The following is a 23,390-nucleotide window of genomic DNA, read 5'->3' as shown; positions in this document are numbered from 1 at the left end:
CCTCGCGGTGGACTAGCAACGAGGCTAGGCGGCGCGGCGCTATCCCATAGGCTAGAAGCCAGAAACTGCCGCGGCTGCCAATGTCCCTGCATAATCAGGGACCATGGTGATGGTGGATTTCAGCCTTTCCGAGGAACAGTCGATGCTGCGGGATGCGCTGCAGCGCTTCGTAGCGGATCGCTACGATGTGGAGCGGCGGCGGTCCTATCGCCAGGGCATGGCGGGCTTCGGCGCCGAGAACTGGGATATGCTTGCCGAGCTCGGCCTGTTCGCACTGCCGCTGCCGGAAGCGGACGGGGGCCTCGGCGGCGGCCCGCGCGACGTGATGACCTTGATGACCGAGATCGGGCGCGGCCTCGTCGTCGAACCGGTGCTGAGCGCAATCCTGTTCTGCGCGCCGGCGCTGGCACGCCACGGGAATGCGATGCAGCGGGCGGAATGGCTGCCAACACTGACGGCCGGCACGGCGCGCTGGTCCCTCCTCCTGCCCGACGAGGGCATCGGCATGGCCTGTACGCCACGGGCACAGCTATCGAACGGACGGCTGACGATTGAGCCCGGCTTCGCGCTCGACGGAGCGGGCTGCGACGCCTTTCTGCTCGTGGCGATGCGGGAGGGGGAACCGGTGCTCGTCGCGCTGGCTGCCGATACGCCCGGCCTCGTCCGGCGCGACGTTCGGCTGCTCGACGGTTCGATCGCCGCGTGGGTCGAGGCCGACGGCCTTGCGGTCGCGGCGGATCGGATCATGCCGCTCGGCACCACCGGCCTTTCCGAGCTGGCCGCCGATGCGCGCTTTGCCGCAGCCTGCGAGATGCTCGGCATCATGGAACGCCTGCTCGGCGACACGCTCGACCATGTCCGCACCCGTCGTCAGTTCGGCACCGAGATCGGCCGCTTCCAAACCATCCAGCATCGCATGGCGCGGCTCTACCTCGCGGTGGAGCAATCCCGCTCGCTGCTGCTGAAGGCAACGGAAGAGGGCGCCGGCCGGCACAAGGCCATCGCGGCGGCCAAGGCGTTCGTCGGCGAGGCGGCGATCATGCTGGCGCATGAATGCGTGCAGTTCCATGGCGGCATGGGCATCACCGATGAGCTGGCGATCGGCCATGGCCACAAGCGGATCACGCTGCTCTCCCGCCTGTTCGGCGACGCCCGCGCCGCGCGCAGGGACTATCTTGCGGCGGCTTGATCTCTTCCTGTCATCCTGCTGAAAGTCAGCATCCCTTTGCGCCGTTGGTGATCGACCCGCCGCCGGCCTTGCGCATCGCGGGGATGATCGCCACGCGGCCGGCCAGCGGCGGGTGCGCCTCACGCATCTCCTGCTCCCATCGTCACAGCGTGGATACGAGGTGGCCGCCGTCGACGGTGATGACGGAGCCGGTCATGTAGGCGGACAGCTCCGAAGCCAGCAGCAGCAGCGCGCCATCGAGATCCTCGAGCCGGCCGAGGCGGCGCTGGGGGATGCGCTTGACCAGCGCCTTGCCGGCATCGGACTCCCAGAAATCGGCGTTGAGTTCGGTATCGACATAGCCCGGCGCGATTGCGTTGACGCGAATGCCGTGCCGCGCCCATTCGAGCGCCTGCACCTTGGTCATCTGAATCACGCCGGCCTTGGAGATGGCATAGGAGGCGACCTGACCGGCCTGGCGCAGACCGAGGATCGAAGCGATGTTGACGATCGATCCGCCGCCCGATCCCTGCATGGCGCGCGCGACGCGCTGCGCGACGAGAAAGGCACCGCGCAAGTTGACATCGACGATCTCGTCGAAATCTTCCTCATCATAATCCAGCGCGGGCTTGGTGCGGGTGACGCCGGCATTGTTGACGAGGATGTCGATCCGCCCGAGCGCATCTTCGGCGCGCTCGATGGCGGCCGCGATCGACGCGCGATCGGCGACGTCCATCTCGATCACGGTCACCGTCCGCCCGGCATCGGCCAGACGCGCCGCCAGTGCCTCCAGCCGGTCGGTCCGGCGTGCGGCAATGGCGACATGGGCGCCGGCCTTGGCCAGCACCTCGGCGAAATGCGCGCCGAGGCCACTCGATGCGCCGGTGACGAGGGCGGCGCGGCCCGTGAGATCGATCAGCATGCCCCCCTATACCATCCGCCGCCGCCATGGGGAGAGCCGATAGCACGCCACACCCCCTATCAGAATTTATAGCCCACCGTCATGTCCACCGCGCGCGCGGGGCGGCATGGCCGTCAGTGTCGCTTCCGCGGAAACGGAGGTTCTGAAAGACCGCGAAGGCAATGTTTGCCGAGCAACAGGTCGCCGTATGCGGTCGCTGGTGATACTTGTTCCACGATCATCAAATATTGATCGATCCGGAACAATCGTGATCACGATATAGCGATGATGGTGACGACCACGAACAGCGATGAGCGCATGCCGAAATGGAATTGAATTTCACCATCATTTTTCCGGAGCGGCGATGACGATTGACTCGTCACATCCCGCTCTCAAATCATCCAAAGCCATGTCAGTCGCAGCGCGCCTGCCGACGGCGCCGGAGAAGACAGTGCCGCTCAGGACTTGCGATCGAGCCGGACTCCGTAAAGCTCCATACGGTGATCGACCAGCCGGTAGCCCAGCCGCTCTGCAATGCGCTTCTGAAGCTGTTCCAGCTCGAGATCCACGAACTCGGTCACTTCGCCGGTTTCGACATTGATCAGATGATCGTGATGAACCTCGGGCGCGGGCTCGTAGCGCGAGCGGCCGTCGCCGAACTCGTGTCGCTCCAATATGCCAGCCTCTTCGAACAGCCGCACCGTGCGATAGACGGTGGCGATCGAAATTCCCGGATCGATGGCCGAAGCGCGCGCATGCAGAGCCTCGACGTCAGGATGGTCGCCCGAATCCGACAGCACCTGTGCGATCACCCGCCTCTGCTCGGTGATACGCAGTCCCTTGGTGGCGCAGAGAGCCTCGATGTCGATCCTGGAGCTCATCACCCAGTGACATAGGCAGGATTGGCGGCGAAGGGAAGGTCAAGCCGATCCGAGGGCGCTGCGACGAACGATCATCCTGTCGGGTCGGAGGCGAGATGGTCGCGCATCGGGCATGGCAGCGCGCAAGACACGCCGCGCGCCTCGTAAGGCGGCCCTCGCGCAACGCTGTTGCATTGGCCTTCGCCCGTGGCCACGTTAGGGATCCGCAATCCCCCCTTTCAGTGGTCCGTCAGCCGTGATCGATCCCGATGCCATGCTGCAGCTCAAGCTGGAGGTGCCGCGGCAGCCCGCAACAGTCGTCGAGCGCCCGCGATTGATCAGCGCGCTCGATGCCGTGATGCATGTCCGCCTCGTCCTCGCAACGGCGCCTGCGGGCTTCGGCAAGTCCACGATGCTTGCGCAATGGCGGGCCGCCCTGATGCGCACCGGCCACTGCGTCGCCTGGCTCACTCTCGACGATACCGACACGAATCCCCGCAATCTGCTGGTCGGGCTGATCCACTCCGTCGCGGCCGCCGGCGTCGACATGTCGCGCCTTCTTGCCCAGGCCGATCAGACGCTGGGCGAGCTCACGATCGAATCGGCGATGCGCGGGCTGATCGCCGGCATCGCCGACGGTGGCGCGCCGCTTGTCATCATCCTCGACGACTATCATCGCGCCGCCACGCCCGAGATCGACGCCTTGATGACCCGGGTCATCGCGCTTCTCCCACAGGATACGCGCCTCGTTCTCGGCAGTCGGACGCGTCCCCGGATCAACGTGCCGACCTTGCTTGCCTCCGGTCTCGCCGCCGAAGTGTCGAGCGACATGATGCGCTTCACCGAGGGCGAGGCGCGTCTTTTGCTCGAGGGCGTCCCGGCGCCGCCCGAATTTGCCGAGCTGCTCGCCCAGGCGGAAGGGTGGCCGGTCGCCCTGCAGCTCGCACGGCTCCTGCTTCTCCAGCAAGGTAGCGAACCCCTGCCCCTCGCGCGGCTCACCGCGCGCGGCGGCCATCTCTCCAGCTTCCTGGCCGATCAGGTCCTGCGCACCTTGCCCGACGATGTCGTGGATTTCCTGATCGAGACGTCGATACTCGAAAAATTCAATGCGGAAATCACCGATTCCGTTCGCCAGCGATCCGATAGCTGGCGCATGATCGAGCGGCTCGATCCGCTCCAGTCGTTGCTCACGCCACTCGACGCCGACAATATCTGGTTCCGCTATCATCATTTGTTCGCAGAATATCTGCAGGGCCTGCTGCGTCAGCGGCGCCCCGGCATGGTCGCCGAACTGCACCTGCGCGCCTCGCAAGCGTTCGAACAGTCCGGCCTGCTGACCGAGGCGGTTCGCCATGCCCGCGCCGCAGGCGATTTCGAACGCTGCAGCGCCTTGGTGGAGGCAGCGGGGGGCTGGCGCCTCATCCTGTTCGGCGGCATGGCGCAGCTCAATCAGCTGCTCGAGTTCATTCCCCATGCCGAGCGTCTGGGCCGGCCGAGGCTTCTGCTGGCCGAAGCCTATCTGCATCTCAAGCTCGGCCATCTCGAACAGGCCCGTGCGACGTTCGATCTGGTCGGCGACGAACTGGCGGACGGCGCCACCGGTTGGCGCGAGCTCGATGAGTCCGGGCGGGACGCGGTCAATGTCGGAATGCTCATCCGGGTCTATGAGGATAATTCCATCGACCTGCCCTTTCTCGAATCCTTCCACCAGCTGCGCGCGACCTTCCCCGACGCAGACGGCCTGACGCGCGGCGTGCTCGACTGCGCAGGCGCGGTGGGCGCGCTCTGCGTGGGCAGGTTCGAGGAGGCGGAAAGCTTGGCGAGGCAGGCGATGGCGGCGATGCGTTCCGCCAACTCGGTGCTCGGGCTCAACTATTGCTATCTCCATGCCGGCCTCGCCAGCCTCTATCGCGGCCAAGTGCGTACCGCCTCGGCCTATCTCGCCCAGGCCCAGGCGATGGCGAGCGAAAATTTCGGGGCAGACAGCGGACTCAAGGCGATTTCCGACCTGCTGATGAGCGCCGTCCACTTCTGGTCGACCGGCACCGTATCCCTTCCCGCAGAGGAGCTGGAGCAGGCGTTCCGGCATGTTTGCGACTATGATGGCTGGTTCGACGTCTATTCCACCGGCCTCGACACCCGCTTCCAGCTGGCCCGGGCGGTCGGCGATGGCCCGGCGATGGAAGCCATCATCGCCGACGGCGAACGGCTGATCGCCATGCGCGGCTTCAGGCGGCTGGCAGCGATCGTGGACGCCCAGCGCCTTCTCTTCACCCTGTGGACCGGTGAAGGGGATGCGGGAATCGCCGCGCGCCTGGAGCAGCGATATCCACCCGGCTGCTGGCGGCACGCGCCCGAGAATTGGCGCCCCTATCAGGACGTCGGACATGCGCTGGCGCATTGGCACCTCGGCAGCGCGCCTGAGCAGGCACGCGTGATCGCGAGCGATCTGGTCGCCATTGCCGCGCAATTGGGCACGAGACCCTATGAGATACGGGCGTTGCTGCTCAGGGCCTCGATCGCCATGCGGCTCGGCGATGAGCAGGGCGCGGAAGAGGATATCCGCCGCGGACTGGGCCTTGCGGTCGACGACCGGATTGCCCAGCCTTTCCGGGCCGTGCCGGATCTCATCCCCGTCCTTGGCCGGCTGCGCCGACGCTTGTGGCAGGAAGGCCAATTCCCGCTGGAGGCCGCCTTCCTGTCGGAAATCACCGAAGCCAGCGCAACGCCCGCGCGCAGCACCGCCCAGGATGCCATGCATCTCAGCGCGCGCGAGATCGAGGTGATGGAGCAGCTGGCGCAGGGGCTGACCAACAAGGAGATCGCCCGTGCCCTCGACATGACCGAGCACACGGTGAAATTCCATCTCAAGAATATCTTCGTCAAGCTCGGCGTGGACCGGCGCGCCCGCGCAATCAGCCTGTTCAATGAGGACCGCCGCGCGCGGTAACGGGCGACCTACCCGGTCGGGTAGGGTGGCCTGCGGCGGTCACGGCCCGCGCGCCTACTCTCCAGCGGAGTTGCCGACGACGCTGCGATGACGGACTCTGTCCCCACATTCCGGCAAACGGGAAAGGGGCGTAAATGAAGCAGAAAATTCTCCGTCGGGTCCTGTCGGGCACATCCGGGCTCATCTTTGCGCTCTATGCTCCGTCCGCCCTCGCGCAGGCCGCCGACGGTGCGCAGCCGGGCGATGCCCCGGCGGCAGGCGAGATCATCGTCACCGCGCGCGGCCGCACCGAAGCCCTGCTCACGTCTCCGGTCGCGATCACCGCCTTCTCATCCAAGGCGCTCGACGACGCCCGGATCAAGAATGTCAGCGACTTCATCGGCCTCACCCCGAACATCTCGATCGTGCAGTCGCAGAGCGCCGGCAATTCCTTCGTGACGATCCGCGGCATATCGCAGGTCCGCAACGGCGAGGCACCGATCGCGGTCGTCACCGACGGTGTCCAGCAGGTCACCTCGCGTCAATTCACCAGCGATCTGTTCGACGTCCAGCAGATTGAGGTGCTGCGCGGTCCGCAGGGCGCGCTCTACGGACGCAACGCCATCGGCGGCGCGATCCTGATCACTACCAAGCAGCCAACCAACGATTTCCATGTCGACGCGCAGGTTTCGGCCGGCAATGGCCAGGATTATCGCGGCGAGGTCTCGATCAGCGGGCCGATCGTCCGCGACAAGCTCCTGTTCCGCCTGTCCGGCAGCGCGCGCAATTTCGGCGGCCTGTTACACAATATCTATCTCGGCCAGACCGTCGACAAGGTCCATGACCGCAATGTTCGCGGTCAGCTCAAGGCCTTCCTAAGCGACACGCTGACGGCCGATCTGCGGGCCAGCTACACGCACACCAGCGCGATCGGCGATCAGTTCCTCTATCAGCCGGCGAACCTCACGCCAGGCACCTGCTTCCTCGATCCCGCCAATCCGTTTGGCGGCCCGGCCCCCGATGCGAACCGCGTATCGCGCGATTTCTGCGCCAATAATCGCGGCCGCAACACCCGCTCGATCGCGGAGGCCTCGCTGAAGCTCGAGAACAAGGCGGACTGGGGCACCATCACCAACGTCTTCTCGGTGGTGCAGGTAAAGGAGTATCTGGGCGGCGACCAGTTCCCCTACACCGCCAGCCGCAACGTCTTCGGCACCGACGGCACCCAGACACAATATGAGAATCTCAAGGCGTGGCAGAATGACTTCCGTATCGCTTCGCCCGCCGGAAACCGTTTCCGCTGGATGATCGGTGCTTATTATCTGAAGACGACCCGTTTCATCTCGACAACGACGGGCCTCGACAACGGGCTCGGTATCGTCGAAATCCATCGGGAACCGGATCATGACAATCCGATCAACCCGACATTGTCGTTCCTTGCGGACAACAACCATAACCAGGCCTATGCCTTCTACGGCAACGTCGCCTACGACATCACGCCGAAGCTGGAAGCGTCCTTCGCCTATCGCTACGATCATGATCGCCGCCATCAGATGATCAGTCCGCTGAGCAGCGCCGGCCTTCCCACCGGCTGCACCCTTGCCAGCACCAGCGCCTGCGGCCGCATCGCCAACTTCCACAAGGGGCAGCCCAAAGTCACGTTGAACTACAAGGCTTCGCCCGACCTGACCCTGTTTGCGGACTATGGCATCGGCTTCCGCTCCGGCCAGTACAATCAAAGCGGCGCCGCCGCCGCGGCCAATCTGCCGGGCGTGTTCGATCTGGTCCGGCAGGAGAGCGCTTCCACGGCCGAGGGCGGCTTCAAGGCGCGCCTGCTCGGCGGCCGCCTGCGGATCAACGGCACGGGTTTCTATACGCGCGACAAGAATCCCTTCTACTTCGTATTCGTCGGTGCCGTCGGCGCGCAGATATTGGTCAATATCGACAAGGTCGATCTCTATGGTGGAGAGATCGAGGCGACCTTCACCCCGATCAAGGGTCTCGATATCTACGCAAACTATGGCTACACCCATAGCGAGATCAAGAAATTCGCGTTCAATCCCGCCGATGTCGGCAATTGGGCACCCTATATCCCGCGCGACGGCGGCGCGCTGGGCGCTCAATATCGCTTCCCGGTCACCGACAGGCTGAACCTGTTCGCCCGCGGCGAGGTGGAGCATCATGGCAAGCAATATTGGGATCCGGAGAATTCCACCGCCCGATCGAGCTTCCAGCTCGTCAACCTGCGCGGCGGCGTGGAATCGGCGAACGGCCGCTGGACGCTCACCGGCTATGTGCGCAACCTGACCGACAAGAAATATAATGCTGAGTTCGTCAGCGGCGGCTTCGTCCAGCCCGCCGAGCCGCGGACTTATGGCGTCGAACTGCGCACGAGCTTCTGAACGGAGAGGATGCCATGGGCAGCATAGAATCATCCGAGCTTCCATCGACGGCGCCGTTGAAGCTCCTCTGGGTCAATCCGATCAACCTTCCCGATTTCGATCGCCCGATCGCGGATCTGATTGCCAGGGTGAAGCTTCCGAACAGCGAGGTGCATGTCGTCTCGCTCGATCTGCCGGAACCGACGCAGCTGACCAACCTCGAATGGCGGGGTTTCGAAAGCCGGATCTGGTTCCCGGTCACGGCGATCGCGCATTATGCCGCCACCGAAGGCTTCGATGGCTATGCGATCGGCTGCTTCTACGACACCGCGCTCGACGAGGCACGTGAGCTTTCGGGCGATGCGGTGGTCTGCGGTCCCTGCCAGTCGGCGCTGCAGATCGTCTCCAACCTGTGCAACCGCTTCTCGGTCGTCATCGGCGTCGAGAAATGGAAGGTGCAGATGGAGGACCGCATCCGCCATTACGGCTATCATGATCGGCTGGCCTCGTTCCGCACCGTCGGCCTGCACGTCGACGATTTCCAGCGCGATCCGCCGCGAACCGAAGCAGCTATCCGCGAGGCGGTGCGGCTAGCTATCGAGATCGACAAGGCCGAGGCGATCATCCTCGGCTGCACGATGGAATTCGGCTTCTATGCGCAACTCCAGAAGGAGTTCGGCGTGCCGATCATCGACGCCGTCTATGCCTGCTTCAAAAGCACCGAATTCGGCGCGCTCAACAAGGTGCAGTTCGGCTGGCGGCCGAGCCGCATCCACAGCATGGCGCCCCCCGATGCGCAGCGGCTGGCGGCAAGCGGTCTCTTTGCCGGCCCACCGCCGATCGCCAACCGGGTGATCGTGCCGAGGAATTGATCATCGGACCGGGCGCGCACGCGGCGCCGTGAACGACCATGCGATTGTCCGATCACGACAAGCGCCGGCCCGCGTGACGGCCGGCAGCGGAGGATTTCCAGTGCGAGCAGCAAGCGATGTCGGTGGCACCTTCACCGACTTGGTCTATTATCCGATCGATCCCGCCACGGGACGACCGGGCGCGATCCAGGTCGCCAAGGCGGGCACCACCCCGCCCGAATTCGAACAGGGCGTGATGACCGCCATGGCCAAGGCCGAATTGTCACCGGCTTCACTGGATTTCTTCGCGCACGGATCGACCGTGGTAATCAATGCGCTCACCGAGCGCAAAGGCGTCAAGACGGCGTTGATCACCACTTCGGGCTTCCGCGACGTGCTCGAGATCGCACGGGGCAATCGGCCGGACCTGTTCAACTTCAACTTCCGCAAGCCCAGGCCCTTCGTCGATCGCTACCTGCGAGCAGAGCTCGATGAACGCACCAATTTCCGCGGCGAGCTCAACCGGATGGTCGATCTCGCGCCGCTGCCCGGCCTCATTGATTTCTTCCGGGCCGAAGGCGTCCAGGCGATCGCGATCGCCTTCCTTCACGCCTATGTGAATCCGGAGAATGAGCGGCGCACGGTGGCCGCGATTCGCGCCTTGTGGCCAGAGGTAGCGGTGCTCGCCTCGCACGAGGTGAGCCGAGAATGGCGTGAATATGAACGCACCAACACCGTCGTGCTCTCCGCCTATGTCTCGCCGATCGCGCGGACCTATATCGAATCGCTCGAAGGCCGGCTGGCCGGCGCCGGGTTCCGGGGCAGCCCCTATATGATGCAGTCAAACGGCGGCATCACCACCGTAGCGGCAGCGAAAGCCAATCCGATCGCGATGGTGGAATCCGGCCCGGCCAGCGGCATCTATGCGGCCGCCTATCTCGGACGGCAGATCGGCGAGACCAACCTGATCGTGCTGGACATCGGCGGCACCACCGCAAAGTGCACCCTCATCGAGGATGGGCAGATCCGCGTCTCGACCGATTATTATATCGAGCGCGACGCCCGCAATCCCGGTTACCCCGTGCAGACGCCGGTCTCCGAGATCGTCGAGATCGGCAATGGCGGCGGATCGATCGCCTGGATCGATGCCGGCGACAAGTTGCACGTCGGGCCGCAATCGGCGGGTGCGCGCCCCGGCCCTGCCGCCTATGGCCGCGGCGGCGCCCGGCCGACGACCACCGACGCCAATCTGGTGCTGGGCCGGATCGATCCGGCGAGCTTCGTCGGTGGCGAGGTCGAGCCGGACTGGCAGGCGGTGGACGCGGCCTTTGCGCCGCTGTGCGATCGGCTCGGCCTGTCGCAGGCCGAGCTGGCGCGGGGCGTGATCCGCATCGCCAATGCAAACATGACGACGGCACTACGTCTCGTCTCCACCAACAAAGGCCACGATCCGCGCGAATTCGCGCTCATGGCGTTCGGCGGCGGCGGCGCGATGCATGCTGTCGCGCTTGCCGAGGAGCTCAAGGTTCCGAAGGTGATCATCCCGGTCAATTCGTCGGTCTTCTCCGCCTGGGGCATGTTGCTGACCGATCTGCGCCGCGACTATATCCGAACTCGCCTCACCGCCCTGCAGCCCGACGGGTTGGGCGAGGTGAAGGCCGTGTTCGACGAGATGGCGGCGCAGGCGCGGACGGATTTCGCCGACGAGGCCGGCGATCGGGTGCCGGATTTCGAATATCGCGCCGATCTTCGCTATGTCGGGCAGGAGCATACCGTCGGAGTCCGCATCGCGATCGACGCCACGGATCCGGTGGCCGATGCGATCGCAGCCTTCCATGACGCGCATGAGAAGCGCTTCACCTATCGCCTCGACGCCCCGGTCCAGCTCGTCAATTTCCACCTCGTCGCGACCCTGCCGGTCGATAAGCCCGATCTCGCCGAACGTGCGGCCAGTGGCGCCCGCGTCGAGGACACCCGGATCGGCGTGCGCCGCGTCGATTTCGACACGCATGGCATCCATGACGCGGCGATCCACGATGGGCTGCGCATGGAGCCCGGCATGCAGCTGGATGGTCCGGCGGTGATCCAGGAGCCGTCCGTCACCCTGCCGATCCCGCCGGGCGTGCGCGTCGAAATCGATCGCTTCGGCAATTATCACGTCCATCTCGGCGCGGCTTGAAAGGAATGACCATGTCCCACGATCCGTTCACGCAGGAGATCATCAAAGACGCGCTCGTCGCGCTGGGCGACGAGATGTTCAACGCGATGATCCGCACGTCGATGAGCCCGATCATCTACGAGACGACGGATTTCGCGGTGGGCGCCACCGACGCGCATGGCAACCTGCTGGCGCAGGGCAATGGCGTCACCGGCTTCCTCGCCACGCTGGACACCGCCGTGCAGAGCACGCTGGAGCATTGGCCGCTCGATCGAATCCGGCCGGGCGACGTGTTCCTCACCAATTCGCCCTATGAGGGCGGGGGCACCCATTTGTCCGACGTGGTGATCCTGTTCCCGGTGTTCGCCGGGGACCGCCTGATCGCATGGACGGTCAACAAGGCGCACTGGACCGAGGTGGGCGGCACCTTCCCCGGCAGCGCGACGACCGCGTCAACCGACATCTTCCAGGAGGGTCTGCACTTTCGCTTCCTGAAACTGTTCGACGAGGGGCGGATCAACGAGGCGCTGGTCGGCATGATCCGTGCCAATGTCCGCCTGCCCGACAGCACGATCGGCGACATGCATGCCGGCGTCGCGGCCTGCCGCGTCGGCGGCAAACGGATCGCCGAGCTGGCCGAGAAATATGGCGTGGAGGCGCTGATCGGTGCGATGGACGGCCTGCTCGACTATGGCGAGCGGATGACCCAGGAGGAGCTGAGAAAACTTCCCAAGGGCGTGTTCGTCGCCGAGGACGTCGTCGAGGAGGATGGCCACGGCAATGGGCCATTCGCGGTCAAGGTGAAGATCACGATCACCGACGAAAAGATGATCGCCGATTTCACCGGCACCAGCCCGCAGGCCGTCGGCCCGATCAACCTCAGCTATGCCGGCCTGATCACCGGCGCGCGCTGCACCTTCAAAGCGGTGACCAACACCGAGATTCCAGCCAATGGCGGCTGTTTCCGCGCGCTGGAGATCATCTGCCCGCCCGGCACGATCCTGTCGGCGAAGAGCCCCGCGCCGGTTTCCATCTATTATGAATCGCTGCTCGCCGCGATCGAGGTGATGTGGAAGGCGCTGGCGCCGCTGATGCCGCACAAGCTGCCGGTCGGCCATCAGCGCACGGTCGGCGCCACCTTCATCTCCGGCCTGCTGCCGGATAGCGGCGAGCTGTTCGTGATGGGCGAGCCGCTGGTCGGCGGCTGGGGCGCGGGGCTCGACCGGGACGGCGACAGCGGGCAATTCTGCGCCGCCAATGGCGAGACGTTCAACATCCCTGTCGAGCTCGCCGAAAGCCGCTACGGTTTCGAGATCGATCGTTATGCCTTTCACGACGAGGATGGCGGCGCCGGGGAATATCGCGGCGGCAAGGGGGTGGTGATCGATTATCGCGTGACGATAGACGAGGCGTTCCTTACTTATTCGGCGACACGCACCGTATCGCGCCCCTGGGGCATGAACGGCGGCAGGGAAGGCTCACGCAACCGCGCCGAGATATTGCGCGGCGACGGTAGCGTTGAAACCTATTCCATGGTCACCGGCGCGCGCGCCGTGAAAGGCGAGGTCTTCCGGCTGGTGAGCGCCACCGGCGGCGGCTACGGCGATCCGATGCGGCGGGACCGGGAGAAACTGCTGGCCGATCTGCGCGACGGCTACGTTACCCCGGCGCAGGCGCGCGACCATTATGGCTATGGGGCAGCCGGGCTATGATCGGCGGATCGACCGCGGAACGCGAGCTCTCCGAAATTCGGCCCTTCGCCGGCGCGAGGCCGATCGCCGCAGCCGAACGGCTCGCCCGGATCGACAAGGCGCGCGAGGGGATGGTCCAAGCCGGGGCCGATGCGCTCATCGTCGCGGCGGGAACCAGCCTCGTCTATTTCACCGGCATCGGCTGGGGCATGATCGAACGGCTGGTGGCGATGGTGCTGACGCCGAAGGGGCACCCCTTCATCATCTGCCCCGCCTTCGAGGCGGAGTCGCTGCTGGCCGTCGTCGATCCCGGCATCGCCATCGATCTGCGCTGCTGGGACGAGCATGAAAGTCCGTCCGCGCTCATCGCCGGGATTCTGCGGGAACAAGGCTGTACGCGCGTCGCGATTGATCCCGCCTTGCCCTTCGGCATGGCCGAGCGGCTGCACCGCGCCGCGCCGTCCGCATCGATCCTCGATGCGACCGGGATCATCGACGGCTGCCGCGCGCGCAAGTCGCCGGAGGAACTGGCGCTGCTCCGGCAGGCCAAGCAGATGACGCTGGAAGTCCAGCGCCGGGCAGCCCGGATATTGGCGCCCGGGATCAGGGCCAGCACCGTGCGCGCGTTTATCGACAGCGCCCACCGGGCGATCGGCGCGAGCGGCAGCAGCTTCTGCATCGTCCAGTTCGGCCTTTCGACGACGGTGCCGCACGGCCTCCCGCAGGACGACGTCCTGGCGGAAGGCGACATGGTGCTGATCGACACGGGCTGCACCGTCGAAGGCTATAATTCCGATATCACCCGCAGCTACGTGTTCGGCACGCCCAGCGCCGCGCAGCGGCGGATATGGGAGATGGAGCGCGAGGCGCAGCAGGCCGCCTTCGATGCAGTCGCGCCCGGCGTCGCCTGCGAGGCGATCGACGCCGCCGCCCGCGCTGTGCTCGATCGCCATGGTCTCGGCCCCGGCTATTGCCTGCCGGGCATGCCACATCGCACGGGCCATGGCATCGGGCTCTGCATTCACGAGGCGCCCTATCTTGTCGGCGGCGACCGGACACCGCTCGCCCCCGGAATGTGCTTCTCCAACGAGCCGACGATCGTCGTGCCGGGCCAGTTCGGCGTGCGTCTGGAAGATCATTTCCACGTGACGGAGACGGGCGCAGCCTGGTTCACCGAGCCATCATCCTCGATAGACCGGCCTTTTGCGGCCGATCCCGATCGCTGAGGGAGACGAACGACCCATGTCATGCGCCGGCACCTGGGAAAATGAGTATCGATCCACGATGACGCTCGCGGCCGAAGGCACCATGCTGTTCGGCCTCTATCGATCGCACACCGGATCGACCGGCACCTATCTCGTCGTCGGCTGTGCGGCGGAGGCGCCGGCGGACTCCGGCACCGGCCAGCCGATTGCGCTGGCGCTGAACTGGCATTCGCTGGATCCCGGCGAAGGCGATCCGAGCTGGCACTGGTGCTCGGGCCTCAGCGGGCAGCTCCTCATCATCGACGGCGAACCCACATTGCGGCTCGCCCATGCACTGGCCGGTGCCGTCGATTTTCCCGGTGTCTGTCCGGCCGGCACCTATATCGACAAATTGACCTATCGCCGCGTCGCCGCGGCTGCCCCCGCAGAACCAGCCACGGAGAAGATGGCGGTGCCGGCCGATCCCGCCACCGGCCGCTGGATCGCGGAGGACGGATCCCTGCTCGAACTCACCATCTGGCGCCACGGCGACGCCGGGCTCGTCACGGGGAGCCTGCGGAAGGATGGCCGGCAGGCGCCGGTCAGGGGCGTGACCGACATCGCGGCGCGCGACCGCGGCCTCGAACACCAGTCCATCGCCCTCGCGACCGCCGACGACACCGCCACCGCGCTGATCGGAACGATCGACCTGGCGACCCGCCTCTGCACGCTCACCACGCTCACCAGCCACGCGACCACGGCCGCGGGCAGCTATGTCCAGACCGGAGTCTCAGCGACCACGTTCCGTTCAATCCAGGACGCGCCCTGACGACGCGGCTATGCGATGGAGCTCGGGCGGCGCTCCCTCGATCGGACCAGAACCTCATGCTGCGTCATCTTCCTGTGGGGCGTGACGGCGTAATCACGCCCGCCGGCTTGGCCGACTTGGCCAATCGCTGCGAGCTCGCCGGTGTCACCCCGAACAGGGCATTTTCGGCGATCTTGACGATGTAGCGGAGTGGCTGCGCCTCACCTGCTTCGGACAGCGCCTGCATGGCACGGCGCATCGCTGCACTGCAGCCTGAATAATCGCGCAGCCACTCGACCTGCTCGGATCGTAAAATGCAATTGCTACGATATCCCCTCGATCGCCTATTCCGCCTGCAGCAAATAAAAGTCAGTATGCAGCCTATTCGCGGTACCCGATGGCACAGCGTGTCCCGGATGCGCCGAATATCGCCCGGCGCGGGATCGAATCGTCGTCCATCTCGTTTCCAGCCGGCAACCGATCAACTCCTGTCCGGGATCAGACCATGCTCATCCGTGCCGGTTTCGACATTCGATTCGACGCAATGGCCCCCACGCCGATGCTCGCGCTGCTGAGCATCCATCCATCGCGCAACCGCGATCTGCGCTCACCCCATCGGATCGAAGCGTCTCCCACGCTGCCGCTGTATGATTTCGTCGACAGCTTCGGCAACATGTGCACGCGGCTCACCATTCCCGCTGGCGGCGTCGCACTTCGTGCGGATTTCGCCATCGCCGATTCCGGCTTGCCGGACGAGCGGGCGCCTGATGTGCCGGTCATGCCCATACCGGAGCTGCCGGAAGACGTTCTGGTCTTCCTTCTCGGCAGCCGCTATTGTGAGACACAGCATCTCATGCAGTTCGCCTGGGACAAATTCGGCGGCATCGCTTCGGCACGCGATCGGGTCGAGGCGATCGTCGACTTCGTCCACAACCATCTCCGCTTCGGCTACGAATATGCACGGGCCGACCGCACCGCCTGGCACGGCTACCAGGAGCAGGTGGGGGTGTGCCGCGATTTTGCCCATCTCGCGATTACCCTCTGCCGCTGCGTCAACATCCCTGCGCGCTATTGCACCGGCTATCTCGGGGACATCGGCATACCCCCTGTCGACGCCCCAATGGATTTCAGCGCCTGGTTCGACGTCTATGTGGGCGGCAACTGGTATACCTATGACGCCCGTCACAACCGCCCGCGCATCGGCCGCATCCTGATGGCACGCGGCCGGGATGCCACGGATACCGCGCTGACCACCTGCTTCGGCTCCGCCACGCTCGCCAAATTCGAAGTCACCACCTATGAGGAGGCGGATCTCGAGGCGCAGGAACGGCTGGCCGCGTGATGATGAGATGATCCGGTACGCCGCAGCCAAGCTTGCCTCCACCACACGGCCGAACTGGCAAAATTGTCGCGTGCTGACAGCGGTTCTCCTTGAGGCGATCGGCGATATCACGCAAAGATTGAATATCGTTCGAATTCCCGAATGGCGAGAATAATGCAGCCAATCCGGCTCGAACGCGACTGTCACACCCTCCATGACACTTCCGGACCGCGGTCGATGGTCCGTGTGCTGCGCAACGGATCAAGATCGCGCTTCATGTGTTGAATAGTCACGCCGTGAAGCCACGGCCGACGAGAACATTTATCTGCGAGAGGAGACAACGATGCCGATCCTGCTCTGGTTGCTGGGAATCCCTATCCCGATAATCATCCTGCTTTTGCTCTTCTGGCATTGAGGAGCAACGGTCATGGCTTCCTCCTTCGGCCGCGCTCCTGACGCGGTATCGAATCTGGCCGACCCGGCACGCTCAGCCGTCAATTGGGCACCCGCACTTGCGGGAGCCGCGGTCGCACTCGCGACGACGCTGATACTCGCGGCGCTGGGTTCCGGGCTCGGCTTTGCGGCGGCATCGCCTTGGCCAGGCTCAGGCGCGTCCGTCACCACCTTCGCGGTCGGCATCGGCATCTGGCTGATCGTCACGCAATGGCTGTCCTCGTTCATGGGCGGATATATAGCGGGACGCCTTCGGACGAAGTGGGTCGGCGTCCACAGCCACGAAGTGTTCTTCCGCGACACCGCCCACGGTCTCCTGGCTTGGGCCGTCGCGACCGGGGTCATGGGAGCGGTGGCCTTGAGTGCCACTGCGTCTGCGGCAGGCGCCGCTGCAGATGCGACGAGCGCGACCGTGAGCTATGCGACGGATGCGATGCTGCGCTCGGACCGCGCGGATGCGAACGCGTCGTCGGAAATGCGATCAGAGATTGGCCGGCTGTTAAGTCGTGGCGACGAATTACAAGCCGGCGATAGAAACTATATTGCAAGCCGGGTCGCGGCGCAGACCGGAATCTCAGCTCAGGAAGCCAGGCAGCGCGTCGATGCGGCGGCTCTTTCCATCCGCGTAGCGGCCGACAAGGCGCGCAAGGCGTCATCGGCGCTGGGCTTTTTCACCGCGCTTTCCATGCTTATCGGCGCCTTTATTGCGAGCGTCGCAGCCGCTTATGGCGGGCAGTTGCGTGACAAAGATGCGGACAGGGTCGACTAACGGGCGTGAGTGAAATGGCGGTGGCGCGGCGGCAAGGTAAACAAGCGCAGCGATTGGCTTTGCTGTCGGCCGATATCCTTCGAACGTTCCGCAAGATGCCCGACAGGGGGCAGCGCTAGATCATGCTACCCTACTGGGATAGCTTCGCCGATGTCTGCGTCAATGTTGAGGCAGCGCATCCAGCTCGTCCAGATGATGCTGTACCACAGCGCTGATCTTGGCGGCCGTGGCCTTCAAGCTGGGCACTTCGCCGTGCGCCGCGTAGCCTTGATGAAGCGTGAGTGCCTGCTGATGGGCGCTCCGCTGGCCGGAGAGATAACCGATGTCGAACCCAGCGGCGGGCATCGATGAGAGCTGGCGCAGCAGGCGTTGCTGATCGAGGTTCAACGCAGGCGGCACCGGAAGCAGCCTGGCTTCTTTAGCGGCAGCCTGGAGGCTCTCGCTGGTCGTGGTATGTTCGTCGATCATTCTCTGCGCAAAGGCGCGAATCCTCGGCGAAGCGGTACGCTCGACCGCAATGCGCGAGGCCGCGATCTCGAACCTGTCGCCGGCGCTGGCTCGGGAGAGATACGCGTCCGTTCGGCTCGGTACCGAGCTGGCAGTAGGCATTGCCGTCTGAGCCGGGCTCTCGGGAGAAACGGGATGACCGGCCGTATCGGTCGTCACTGCCGGGTTGTCGGATGGGCTAGGACGGCAACCGACCATAGACAAGGCAAGCAGAGCGCAAGGCAGAGCCCATCTCCCCCTCACGTTGCGCGCCAGACGGGTCTTCTGCATCAGTCCTGACGATGTCATCGGCCGCTTCCTGTTCCATGCTTGCAAGAAGCGTCAACCGGACATGTCTGCGCAAGGTTCCTATACAGCGGTAGCACCGATGATCGAGATCAGGACGAGGTTAAACAGATTAGGGCGTTGGAAGCACTCGAGTCCTCTGACACGGCTCAGTGAACGAATATCCCAGAATGTCTTGGATGGCGCGAACTCAAATCCTGGCGTCGTTGTCGGCAGAAACCTGCGGAAGCCTCACACTCATTGAACATGTCGCCCGCTGATCGCTCAGCGCGCGCCGCACTGTCCAGCCGCACGGCGAAGGCTCGAGGATATAATTGCCTTCACGAAAGAGCTTTGGATGTGCCCGTCGCAAGGAAAGCAGAAAATTGATGCGCCGCATCAAAGTTCCACGAGACGATTCGGCTGCCGAATGAAGTCGCGACCCTTATGCCGAGGATCGAAGGTTGCGATCGGGGGCTGTCACGAGAAGCAAGGAACGACTCAACCGGAAAGCAACACGCGACGGTCCACCAGAAACCCGGTCCAGCCGCACAAGACATCACACCGATCCGGTCGCCGCAAAATCAACCCCCGCCATCATCGCCGTCCCTCAGACTTCGCTGCGCAGCAGCCATTGCTGCGGCTTCGGCCAATCGGTCCGCCGTCTCCCGGGCAGCTTCGGGCGTCAGAGAAATGGCGACCCCGTCTGGGCCGTCTACCATCACCACGCCTTTCTCAGCAGAAACCCTGCTGGGATGTGCATGAACCTTGGAGATTTCGATCGTCATCAGCTGACTCCCGGTAAAGACTGCGAGCCGTGAACGGTGCATCCGGTGGAACGAGAGTGGCTATCGGCACAACATACATGCCAAGACCGGCACTTGGGCTGGCCAAGGTCGATTTCGGGCCGCGCCCTGAGACAATATCGCGGCCGCTGGCCATGTCGGGAGGATAGAGAGCGACTGACACAATGGGATCGCATCAGTAACCGCTCTTGCTGCTCCAAAGCACCGCCCGATAGCGATCGAAACAGCGCGCGCCGCAGCGCAATCGGATGAGCGCACCTTCCGCGATCAATCGGGCCCGTTTCGGTTCTTCCGCAACAGCCGGCCGGATAGCCTCTCTGTTCCAGTCCGCGCTATGTTTCAAATCGAGCGTCGCATGCAGGTCGAAATAGCGGCGTTCGCGATCGGTCAGGCCGATGCGGCGCAACCCGGCTGCGACCAACGCGGATCGACCAGGCGCCGTCAGCTCGATCACGCCCAATGCGCCGACCGACAGCCAGGCATAGCGGCGCGTCGTTGCCATCGCGGTCATGGCATTGGCAAGCGCGAGGCTCTCCCAGACCGTGTTCTCGATCTCGGGCTGCACGGCGAGCGTCTCGACCAACGCATCCAGCATCGGTCCATGCATTCCTTTGCGATTGCCTCTGCCCATTTCGTCCCAATAGTTACGCGCAAGCTCGAGTTTGGCGGCAACCGGCAGCTTGACCTGAGTCAGCGCGACGAGATCATCAAAGCCTGCCTCTCCCGCTGCCTCCTGTTCGAAGAACCAGCGCAACTCGTCGCGCGACGCCTCCTGCGCAAGCCAGGGAAAGAGGGCATCGCCCTGCCCCGGACCCACCTGCTTGAGCGCCTCGAACCAATCCAGGAAACCATCGGCATCGGTTGGAACCGCCGCCGCCTCGTCCGCTATCTCGGAGCGAAGCTCCTCGAGAAAGGCACCTTCGAGGCGGAGCATACGCAAATCATCCTGCAGTCGCTGCTGCCAGTCCGCTGTCGGCGCGGCCGGAGCCAACCGTACTCGGTTCCATCGCGCGAGACCGCGCTGAAAGGAATCGTTCAAAAATTGGGAGGCCGATGTACTCGGCCCGGCATGAAGAACGTCGCGCATGATTCGATCCAGACCCGCCAATGCTAGTGATGTTCTCTCTTCAACCCGGCAGCGCGATTAGGGTTGCAGTTTTGATCGCGAGCTAACCTGCAGCAACATGATTCCGTGGGATGGCCGGCATCCCTCCCGGATCGTTGGCGTCTCCACGGCGTTTATCTTTCCACGCTCCGACGGCACACCGGACAGCCTGCGAGGGATGAATGGCATGAACGGCAAATTGGCGTTGATCACAGGCGCAGGCACAGCCGATGGCGCGCAGCTTGCCCTACGGGCAGCCGAGGCAGGCTATGATCTGATCCTCGCCGATTGCGATGCCATGCTGTACGCGACGCTCGCCGACTGCCTTCATTATGGCGGCGAAGCCATCGCCATCGAAACCGACGTGCCTGAGCCGGAACAACTGGACGATGCGCTTTCCAGCCTCGGCGATCGCAAGCTCGACCTCGTCTGCTCGATCGCGCGGCACTCCAGCGAAATCGAATGCGATTTGTCTAGAGGAGTGGCCTGTGCCGCGATGTTCGAGAGGATCGCGAAGACGCCGAAGACGAGGTCTGGAGCCGAGCTCATGCTGATGCCGGCGGAAAGCCTCACTGAAGAAAATGCGCAGGCGGGCGAGCTCATCGATCGGGCCGCAGCGCGCCTGTCACGCGATCTGCCGCCGAACAACTATCTCGCCATTACCACGGTGCATGACGGGCGCGTCGAGCGTTTCTCCCGGGTCCACAGCGAAGGGGCCTTGACCCTCCAATGTGGCCGGCCGGACGATCGAATCGCTGTCCTCGATCTCGCGTGGAGGAGTTTGGCAGCGGGTCAGGCCCAGCGTGGCGGGCGGCCTCATCACTGATTCTGTTCAAGGGCATCGCCGAGGCGTTTCGTGGCATCCGCCGATCGTGGCCGGGCGCAGTTGGGATGGGCACAAAAGCAAACTGACTTAACATAACCGAATGCGGAGCGAGGGGAAGCGCGACATTATCATCGAGCGCGCGTTCAAAGACCTCCCGCGCGAAGTGGAGCCGGCGCATCCCCCCAGCAGCATGTGCCGGCTCCGCGTTGCCTGCGCGGCCAGTTCCGCACGAGCATCGATTCCTGCTTTGTCGATGAAGCGGATACTAAAGCGCTTCGTCCAACTGCGAAATCCACGTACGAACATCGAGACAATCGGTAGCCGCCGTTTCCGCTTTCATCTGATCGCGCAGTATTTCCAGCACGACCTCGCCGCGGCGGTCGGACTCGGCAGCGACCGCATCCTGGGGAATCCATAGGCGATAATCGCGCATATAGGCGTCCGCTGCGCTGAACAAAACGCACATATCGGTCGATACCCCCGTCATGATCAGACGCGTTACGCCGAGCTTCGGCAACAGGACCGGCAAATTGGTCGCGTAAAAGCCGGAAAATTGCGGCTTGATGATAAAATAGTCGCTTTCCTTGGGTTCCAGCGTCGGATCGACCAGCGCAGGCCGCGCACGCTCGATCAGACGCGACCGTTCGGAATGCCATTCCCCGAAATTGTCGTTTACGAAGATGACGGGCATCTCCAATTCCTCGGCTTGCACCCGCAGCGAATGGATAGCAGCAGCCGCGCGTCGGGCCTTCGGCTTGAGATGCTCGGCACCGCGAAAATCGAAACAGTTTATCATATCTATGATCAGCAAAGCCGCCCGATCACCGGGCTGGTCCCTGGCGGGCGCGGTCGCCCGCGGTCTTGTCGCCTCAGCCATCAATCAGTTCCCCGTCGGTATCGTTGCCAGGCCGCGGCCGTGATTACTTCTCGCTCCTGCCGCGCGGCCACTGCCGCGAAGATGGGTCCGCGTGCTGGACGACAGCGGATTAAAGATTGCCATGCGCTATGCCGTATCGTCCGGAAAGACATGATGCGCGAGGCGACGCTCGACGCGCTCGGACTGCAACTCCTCTTCAAGCGCGCGTTGGTCATATTGCCGCGCAAGAGCAAGGTGGACCGCCCGAACCGCAGGATCGGCAGCCCGATTGCCCGCCGTCCGCTCCTGTCGGGCCCTCCGGCGAAAATAGGATAGATCATTGCTCGACATTCCAACCTCATCGGCTCTACCCGCCAGATGAAGATAGGCATGAGCGCCGGTTCCTACATTAGCGTGCATTAATCTTCGGCCTTCGAGGGGCTTTCAAGACGTTCCATGCCGCGGCTCTCCTGAATATGGCGGAGAAGCGCTTCAATCGGGATCGGCGGGTGTCTTCTCGACCATCGAATTCGCTGGCACGGAGCGGCGATACCGCCTGCTAGGTCTGAAGCGCCTGTCAACCCATAGCCATAATCAGGATTTCGGGAGCCGATGCCCAAGGACTTTTCCGTTGGGCCATCCGACGACCTGCAATCGCGCGAGAATCGATGATAAAGCAATCGCACCATTCTCGACTTTCAGAAGGCACGAGAGCACATTTATAGTCTATCGATACTCTCAGACGAGGAAAGATCGAGCGAGTCTCGCATATGAGCCACACGAACCGAGATGGAGGAGCCGGATCATCGGAGGAAGCTTCGCCTTCGCACAACTACGAGCTCGCCCTCCTCCGGGCCGAGCTTGCGGCGACGCGACGGAAGCTCTCGGCACTGGAGAAGGAGCGGCGCGCCGATCGAGATCGGGAAAAGCAGCTCCAGATCGAATTGCAACGCCGGGTCCGCAACCTGCTCGCAACGGTTCGGGCGATCTTCTCGCGAACAGCCCACTCGGGAGCTTCATTAGAGGATGTGGCCGAGCATTTTTCGGGGCGGCTCGATGCGCTCGCGCGGATGCAGACCATGCGCGGCCGCTACCCATCGGACCATGTCGATCTCGAAACGCTCGTCCGCGATGAGTTGCTCGCCTTCGAGTTGGATTCCAGGCTCTCCATCGAGGGACCAGAAATCGGACTGGATTATGGCACCGCCCAATCATTCGCACTCGCCATCCATGAATTGAGCACCAACGCGATCAAATTCGGTCTACTCGCACGAGCCGAGATACCGGGGGCGCTGGAAATCCGCTGGTCGCTGAAGGATGAAGAACTGATTTTGGAATGGCAGGAGCGCGGCGTGCCGGTTATCGATCCTGATCCAGGTCATGTCGGCTTCGGACGCGATTTCATCTTACACGGTCTTCCTTACCAGCTTGACGCGAAAACGCGGTTCGACCTTCTTCCAGGGGGGCTTTCCTGTACGATCATCGTACCGTGGATGGCGTCAGAGAGCGGCCCGCGAGATGGGATGCCATCTGCAGAGAATGAGGACTGATC

At 63.9% G+C, this 23,390-nt stretch carries 20 protein-coding genes; 13 read left to right on the top strand and 7 right to left on the bottom strand.

The window, feature by feature from the left end; all coding sequences use genetic code 11:
* The first annotated feature begins 109 nt into the window (after positions 1 to 109).
* Positions 110 to 1,189 (top strand): acyl-CoA dehydrogenase family protein, encoded by a 1,080-nt coding sequence (locus GQY20_RS17755; protein WP_198351037.1) that lies wholly within the window; start codon positions 110 to 112, stop codon positions 1,187 to 1,189.
* Between the two features lie 142 nt (positions 1,190 to 1,331).
* Here GQY20_RS17755 and GQY20_RS17750 read toward each other — a convergent pair whose 3' ends face one another.
* Both GQY20_RS17750 and GQY20_RS17745 read right to left on the bottom strand, forming a co-directional pair.
* Positions 1,332 to 2,090 (bottom strand): SDR family NAD(P)-dependent oxidoreductase, encoded by a 759-nt coding sequence (locus GQY20_RS17750; RefSeq protein ID WP_157218465.1) that lies wholly within the window; start codon positions 2,088 to 2,090, stop codon positions 1,332 to 1,334.
* 437 nt (positions 2,091 to 2,527) lie between these two features.
* Complete coding sequence (locus GQY20_RS17745; RefSeq protein ID WP_157218464.1) at positions 2,528 to 2,950, bottom strand: Fur family transcriptional regulator; 423 nt, start codon at positions 2,948 to 2,950, stop codon at positions 2,528 to 2,530.
* A gap of 235 nt (positions 2,951 to 3,185) precedes the next feature.
* Here GQY20_RS17745 and GQY20_RS17740 point away from each other — a divergent pair, with 235 nt between their 5' ends.
* From GQY20_RS17740 to GQY20_RS17710, 7 genes are all read left to right on the top strand, one after another.
* Positions 3,186 to 5,879 carry a LuxR C-terminal-related transcriptional regulator gene (locus tag GQY20_RS17740; protein WP_157218463.1) on the top strand — a complete coding sequence of 898 codons (2,694 nt, stop codon included), beginning with the start codon at positions 3,186 to 3,188 and terminating at the stop codon, positions 5,877 to 5,879.
* 134 nt (positions 5,880 to 6,013) lie between these two features.
* Positions 6,014 to 8,260: a TonB-dependent receptor gene (locus GQY20_RS17735; RefSeq protein ID WP_157218462.1), complete on the top strand. Its 2,247-nt coding sequence runs from the start codon at positions 6,014 to 6,016 to the stop codon at positions 8,258 to 8,260.
* A gap of 14 nt (positions 8,261 to 8,274) precedes the next feature.
* Positions 8,275 to 9,111, top strand: a complete 837-nt coding sequence (locus GQY20_RS17730) for an aspartate/glutamate racemase family protein (RefSeq protein WP_157218461.1) — start codon at positions 8,275 to 8,277, stop codon at positions 9,109 to 9,111.
* A 100-nt stretch (positions 9,112 to 9,211) separates the two neighbouring features.
* Positions 9,212 to 11,269 carry a hydantoinase/oxoprolinase family protein gene (locus GQY20_RS17725; RefSeq protein WP_157218460.1) on the top strand — a complete coding sequence of 686 codons (2,058 nt, stop codon included), beginning with the start codon at positions 9,212 to 9,214 and terminating at the stop codon, positions 11,267 to 11,269.
* Between the two features lie 11 nt (positions 11,270 to 11,280).
* Positions 11,281 to 12,960 carry a hydantoinase B/oxoprolinase family protein gene (locus GQY20_RS17720; protein ID WP_157218459.1) on the top strand — a complete coding sequence of 560 codons (1,680 nt, stop codon included), beginning with the start codon at positions 11,281 to 11,283 and terminating at the stop codon, positions 12,958 to 12,960.
* Positions 12,957 to 14,165 (top strand): M24 family metallopeptidase, encoded by a 1,209-nt coding sequence (locus tag GQY20_RS17715; RefSeq protein ID WP_157218458.1) that lies wholly within the window; start codon positions 12,957 to 12,959, stop codon positions 14,163 to 14,165. Before GQY20_RS17720 ends, GQY20_RS17715 begins: the two co-directional genes overlap by 4 nt.
* Positions 14,166 to 14,181: 16 nt before the next feature.
* Positions 14,182 to 14,952, top strand: a complete 771-nt coding sequence (locus GQY20_RS17710; protein WP_198351036.1) for an avidin/streptavidin family protein — start codon at positions 14,182 to 14,184, stop codon at positions 14,950 to 14,952.
* A 64-nt stretch (positions 14,953 to 15,016) separates the two neighbouring features.
* On the opposite strand, the gene GQY20_RS17705 is transcribed toward GQY20_RS17710, so the two are convergent.
* Positions 15,017 to 15,178: a hypothetical protein gene (locus tag GQY20_RS17705; protein ID WP_157218456.1), complete on the bottom strand. Its 162-nt coding sequence runs from the start codon at positions 15,176 to 15,178 to the stop codon at positions 15,017 to 15,019.
* Between the two features lie 258 nt (positions 15,179 to 15,436).
* Here GQY20_RS17705 and GQY20_RS17700 point away from each other — a divergent pair, with 258 nt between their 5' ends.
* Both GQY20_RS17700 and GQY20_RS17695 read left to right on the top strand, forming a co-directional pair.
* Positions 15,437 to 16,273, top strand: a complete 837-nt coding sequence (locus tag GQY20_RS17700) for a transglutaminase-like domain-containing protein (RefSeq protein ID WP_157218455.1) — start codon at positions 15,437 to 15,439, stop codon at positions 16,271 to 16,273.
* Positions 16,274 to 16,679: 406 nt separating this feature from the next.
* On the top strand, positions 16,680 to 17,474 hold the full coding sequence (locus GQY20_RS17695; protein WP_157218454.1) for a hypothetical protein: 795 nt from the start codon (positions 16,680 to 16,682) through the stop codon (positions 17,472 to 17,474).
* 159 nt (positions 17,475 to 17,633) lie between these two features.
* On the opposite strand, the gene GQY20_RS17690 is transcribed toward GQY20_RS17695, so the two are convergent.
* The 3 genes from GQY20_RS17690 to GQY20_RS17680 all read right to left on the bottom strand — a co-directional run bounded on the left by GQY20_RS17690 (position 17,634) and on the right by GQY20_RS17680 (position 20,138).
* Positions 17,634 to 18,083, bottom strand: a complete 450-nt coding sequence (locus GQY20_RS17690; protein ID WP_157218453.1) for a DUF4142 domain-containing protein — start codon at positions 18,081 to 18,083, stop codon at positions 17,634 to 17,636.
* Positions 18,084 to 18,829: 746 nt separating this feature from the next.
* Positions 18,830 to 19,033: a hypothetical protein gene (locus GQY20_RS17685; RefSeq protein WP_157218452.1), complete on the bottom strand. Its 204-nt coding sequence runs from the start codon at positions 19,031 to 19,033 to the stop codon at positions 18,830 to 18,832.
* 193 nt (positions 19,034 to 19,226) lie between these two features.
* On the bottom strand, positions 19,227 to 20,138 hold the full coding sequence (locus GQY20_RS17680; RefSeq protein WP_157218451.1) for an iron-containing redox enzyme family protein: 912 nt from the start codon (positions 20,136 to 20,138) through the stop codon (positions 19,227 to 19,229).
* A 205-nt stretch (positions 20,139 to 20,343) separates the two neighbouring features.
* On the opposite strand from GQY20_RS17680, the gene GQY20_RS17675 reads away from it, so the two are divergent.
* A complete protein-coding gene (locus GQY20_RS17675; RefSeq protein WP_157218450.1) occupies positions 20,344 to 20,982 on the top strand; it encodes an SDR family oxidoreductase in 639 nt (212 codons plus the stop codon).
* 265 nt (positions 20,983 to 21,247) lie between these two features.
* Here GQY20_RS17675 and GQY20_RS17670 read toward each other — a convergent pair whose 3' ends face one another.
* Positions 21,248 to 21,859 carry a cysteine hydrolase family protein gene (locus GQY20_RS17670; protein ID WP_157218449.1) on the bottom strand — a complete coding sequence of 204 codons (612 nt, stop codon included), beginning with the start codon at positions 21,857 to 21,859 and terminating at the stop codon, positions 21,248 to 21,250.
* A 153-nt stretch (positions 21,860 to 22,012) separates the two neighbouring features.
* Here GQY20_RS17670 and GQY20_RS17665 point away from each other — a divergent pair, with 153 nt between their 5' ends.
* Together GQY20_RS17665 and GQY20_RS17660 are read left to right on the top strand one after the other, a co-directional pair.
* On the top strand, positions 22,013 to 22,174 hold the full coding sequence (locus GQY20_RS17665; RefSeq protein ID WP_198351035.1) for a hypothetical protein: 162 nt from the start codon (positions 22,013 to 22,015) through the stop codon (positions 22,172 to 22,174).
* A gap of 434 nt (positions 22,175 to 22,608) precedes the next feature.
* Positions 22,609 to 23,388, top strand: coding sequence for a sensor histidine kinase (locus GQY20_RS17660; RefSeq protein WP_157218447.1), 780 nt, complete (start codon positions 22,609 to 22,611; stop codon positions 23,386 to 23,388).
* Positions 23,389 to 23,390: the final 2 nt, after the last annotated feature.

Source organism: Flavisphingomonas formosensis, assembly GCF_009755815.1.
Lineage (GTDB): Bacteria > Pseudomonadota > Alphaproteobacteria > Sphingomonadales > Sphingomonadaceae > Flavisphingomonas > Flavisphingomonas formosensis.
Note: the sequence above shows the minus strand (reverse complement) of the source record. Positions and strands in the feature narration are given on the sequence as shown.

Excerpts from the sequence above, each read along its gene's own strand:
- GQY20_RS17755 (WP_198351037.1), top strand. The coding sequence starts at position 110 with ATGGTGGATTTCAGCCTTTCCGAGGAACAGTCGATGCTGCGGGATGCG.
- GQY20_RS17750 (WP_157218465.1), bottom strand. The coding sequence starts at position 2,090 with ATGCTGATCGATCTCACGGGCCGCGCCGCCCTCGTCACCGGCGCATCG.
- GQY20_RS17745 (WP_157218464.1), bottom strand. The coding sequence starts at position 2,950 with ATGAGCTCCAGGATCGACATCGAGGCTCTCTGCGCCACCAAGGGACTG.
- GQY20_RS17735 (WP_157218462.1), top strand. The coding sequence starts at position 6,014 with ATGAAGCAGAAAATTCTCCGTCGGGTCCTGTCGGGCACATCCGGGCTC.
- GQY20_RS17730 (WP_157218461.1), top strand. The coding sequence starts at position 8,275 with ATGGGCAGCATAGAATCATCCGAGCTTCCATCGACGGCGCCGTTGAAG.
- GQY20_RS17720 (WP_157218459.1), top strand. The coding sequence starts at position 11,281 with ATGTCCCACGATCCGTTCACGCAGGAGATCATCAAAGACGCGCTCGTC.
- GQY20_RS17715 (WP_157218458.1), top strand. The coding sequence starts at position 12,957 with ATGATCGGCGGATCGACCGCGGAACGCGAGCTCTCCGAAATTCGGCCC.
- GQY20_RS17710 (WP_198351036.1), top strand. The coding sequence starts at position 14,182 with ATGTCATGCGCCGGCACCTGGGAAAATGAGTATCGATCCACGATGACG.
- GQY20_RS17705 (WP_157218456.1), bottom strand. The coding sequence starts at position 15,178 with ATGCAGGCGCTGTCCGAAGCAGGTGAGGCGCAGCCACTCCGCTACATC.
- GQY20_RS17700 (WP_157218455.1), top strand. The coding sequence starts at position 15,437 with ATGCTCATCCGTGCCGGTTTCGACATTCGATTCGACGCAATGGCCCCC.
- GQY20_RS17695 (WP_157218454.1), top strand. The coding sequence starts at position 16,680 with ATGGCTTCCTCCTTCGGCCGCGCTCCTGACGCGGTATCGAATCTGGCC.
- GQY20_RS17690 (WP_157218453.1), bottom strand. The coding sequence starts at position 18,083 with ATGCCTACTGCCAGCTCGGTACCGAGCCGAACGGACGCGTATCTCTCC.
- GQY20_RS17685 (WP_157218452.1), bottom strand. The coding sequence starts at position 19,033 with ATGACGATCGAAATCTCCAAGGTTCATGCACATCCCAGCAGGGTTTCT.
- GQY20_RS17680 (WP_157218451.1), bottom strand. The coding sequence starts at position 20,138 with ATGCGCGACGTTCTTCATGCCGGGCCGAGTACATCGGCCTCCCAATTT.
- GQY20_RS17675 (WP_157218450.1), top strand. The coding sequence starts at position 20,344 with ATGAACGGCAAATTGGCGTTGATCACAGGCGCAGGCACAGCCGATGGC.
- GQY20_RS17670 (WP_157218449.1), bottom strand. The coding sequence starts at position 21,859 with ATGGCTGAGGCGACAAGACCGCGGGCGACCGCGCCCGCCAGGGACCAG.
- GQY20_RS17665 (WP_198351035.1), top strand. The coding sequence starts at position 22,013 with ATGCGCGAGGCGACGCTCGACGCGCTCGGACTGCAACTCCTCTTCAAG.
- GQY20_RS17660 (WP_157218447.1), top strand. The coding sequence starts at position 22,609 with ATGAGCCACACGAACCGAGATGGAGGAGCCGGATCATCGGAGGAAGCT.